The sequence below is a fragment of the Streptomyces sp. PT12 genome, from assembly GCF_003311645.1.
In the GTDB taxonomy this organism is placed as follows: domain Bacteria; phylum Actinomycetota; class Actinomycetes; order Streptomycetales; family Streptomycetaceae; genus Streptomyces.
In genome coordinates this window covers 1-2,223 of sequence record NZ_QEST01000083.1, presented here as the reverse complement: position 1 = coordinate 2,223, position 2,223 = coordinate 1, and the positions used below count along the sequence as shown (strand labels likewise).

Genomic DNA, 2,223 nt, shown 5'->3' with positions numbered 1-2,223 from the left:
CTCGCTCATCAGGCGTCTCCTTGATCATCAGATCCGCCGTCTATTGGACACTCCCGCGCCCGGCGAGCTGCGCCAGCTGGTCATCAACCACCTCACCGCCCACCCCGAGGAGGCGTTCACCGCCACCGCCATCAGCCGCGTCATCGAGAAGAGCTCCGGCGCCATCGCCAACGCCCTGGTCACCCTGACCAAGCAAGGCATCACCCAACAGGTCAACAACACCCCCCGCCGCTACCAACTCACCAACCCCACGCCGTAATCACCCACGTCACCGATGCCCCGCCCCTGGGCGGGGCATCGGCGTCTGTCAGCGACGACGCGCACGCGTTCACCACCGAAGGACTACCATGCCCCCTCGCATCCGCCCCCTGAAGAAGACCGTGGCAACCATCCTGAGTGTCATCGCGCTGACCGGCTCAGCCGTCGTGGCCACAGCGGGACCGGCAGCGGCGATGGACTGCCGCATCGACATCGAGGCCGCCGTCATCCGCTCCCACCCGAACCCCGACGCCACAGCCATGGGCATCGGATACCGAGGCCAAACCTGCCAGGTCACCGACAGCCGCTATGTCGACGGCGCCCGATGGGCCGAGATCCGTATGGACAAGTCCGATGTCAAAGGCTGGGTCAAGTCGGCCCACCTGTGGACCGAGGACCACGAGATCGGCACCCGTCTCCTCTGAACTGCCCGCACCTCACCCGACACCCAATTCGGGAACGGGCACCGCCAGAAGAGCTCTCGCCCATCTCCGCCGCCACGCCGGGCAACCTCGCGTGGGCGACAGCACGTCGCGTCATGCTGCCTTTACCGTGACAGCCATCGGAGAGCACGCCTGCCTTATTCAGGCTGACACCGAACGTGCGCAAGCCGGGCGGGGCGGTCGCCGTTCGACCGAGCCCGGACAAGCCCAGAAGCAACCCCTGATCGTCGACAGGCTGAACCTCCTGCGCGCCGCCGTCCTCACCAACGGCAACCGCAACGATGCCCCAGCGCTCCTGATACCTCTCGGACTGACCTGACGACCCCAGGCACAAGATCTCCTCAACGAGCCTGGGAAGCTCGCTGACGCGGTCAAAGTCTGACCATGAAATCTGGCTCCGCGATCATTGGCGAGCCACCTTCCACTTCAGAGCAGATCCGTCGACTCGCGGACTGAAGAGGTGGGCACGACCCCCCCGCGTGAGAGCGGCTGACATTTGGCGCGTAAATTCCTCCAAGCTGGACCAGTAAATCCTCGAGGTGTCGTCATGAATAAAAGCGCCAACCCGCCCGTAAGCATCCCCCTCGCGGTGATCGATAAAAAGCGCGTCGGTAGATACGCGCGCGGCGAAGGGAAGCCAAAGAGGGTGCCACCAGTGCCCGAATGATTCACTACCGAGCGTTCCCAATCTTTGAGTCAGGCCTTGATGCACCGTGATAATCTCGTCGACAGACAGAAGCCGATGCCCTCCAGGCAGGAAATAGCTCGCCGTTGCCACATCCCCCATTTCATCGAAGGAGTGAGTCCCATCATGATTACACAGCAACAAGGAGATGGCCTCACAGGCTGGAAAACCTAGGGCACGCTCGATTGCGGCAATAGATTCCTCCTGCGCCGGAGGGCGGAGAGCAGAATAGCTTGCGGGCGCATTCACGGACAACCATTGCTCGACTTGGACCCAATCATCCATGATTGCAGACATCCACCGACCCCGTTCGTTAATATATTCAACAAACGGCGACGGGGCGAGAACTCTCGGCCCGTCGCCGTTCTGCATGACGAGCAGATACGCTACTCCACTTCGCGCGAGTCGAATACTACGACATAGTAACCGTCGCCATCAAGGAGGCGTTGGGAATTTACAGCACCCCCTAACACCGAGCCCAAACTCGAATTTTGGCTACTAGGAGTTGTGGCCCGCAAGCACGGAGCATTGAAATCATAGGTCCCCACCGGCCTCAATCCCCAGTCGCCATCACTTCTCTAATAGGACGTGAACTGTGCGCATGCGTCACCGGTAACGACACCATTCTGTGCCCCGCTTTCCATGGAAGAGGCGAACGGGTACTCGTCGCAGCTCGCGTCGGGAACACTAGGATCTCGCGGCCAACTATCAGGACAGATGACCTGGCGGTTATACTCCTGCTCCACCGGGTCGGCCAGCCGATGCAAGGCACGCTCTCCTCCACTGAGGTTTTCTCAACGATGTTTGTGCCATGCGTTGTTGAGGACGAGTGCGGCT

General features: G+C 61.4%; 4 protein-coding genes. 3 read left to right on the top strand and 1 reads right to left on the bottom strand.

Annotated elements, in window-relative coordinates; all coding sequences use genetic code 11:
* The 3 genes from DEH69_RS09130 to DEH69_RS30940 form a co-directional block, all read left to right on the top strand.
* On the top strand, window positions 1-259 hold a 259-nt coding region (locus tag DEH69_RS09130), incomplete at its 5' end, for a hypothetical protein (protein ID WP_220131216.1).
* A gap of 121 nt (window positions 260-380) precedes the next feature.
* On the top strand, window positions 381-683 hold the full coding sequence (locus DEH69_RS09125) for a hypothetical protein (protein WP_147255495.1): 303 nt from the start codon (window positions 381-383) through the stop codon (window positions 681-683).
* Between the two features lie 91 nt (window positions 684-774).
* On the top strand, window positions 775-1,020 hold the full coding sequence (locus DEH69_RS30940) for a hypothetical protein (protein ID WP_147255493.1): 246 nt from the start codon (window positions 775-777) through the stop codon (window positions 1,018-1,020).
* Window positions 1,021-1,104: 84 nt separating this feature from the next.
* Here the strand turns inward: DEH69_RS30940 and DEH69_RS33620 are convergent, their stop codons facing one another.
* Window positions 1,105-1,671: an SMI1/KNR4 family protein gene (locus DEH69_RS33620; protein ID WP_181727336.1), complete on the bottom strand. Its 567-nt coding sequence runs from the start codon at window positions 1,669-1,671 to the stop codon at window positions 1,105-1,107.
* Window positions 1,672-2,223: the final 552 nt, after the last annotated feature.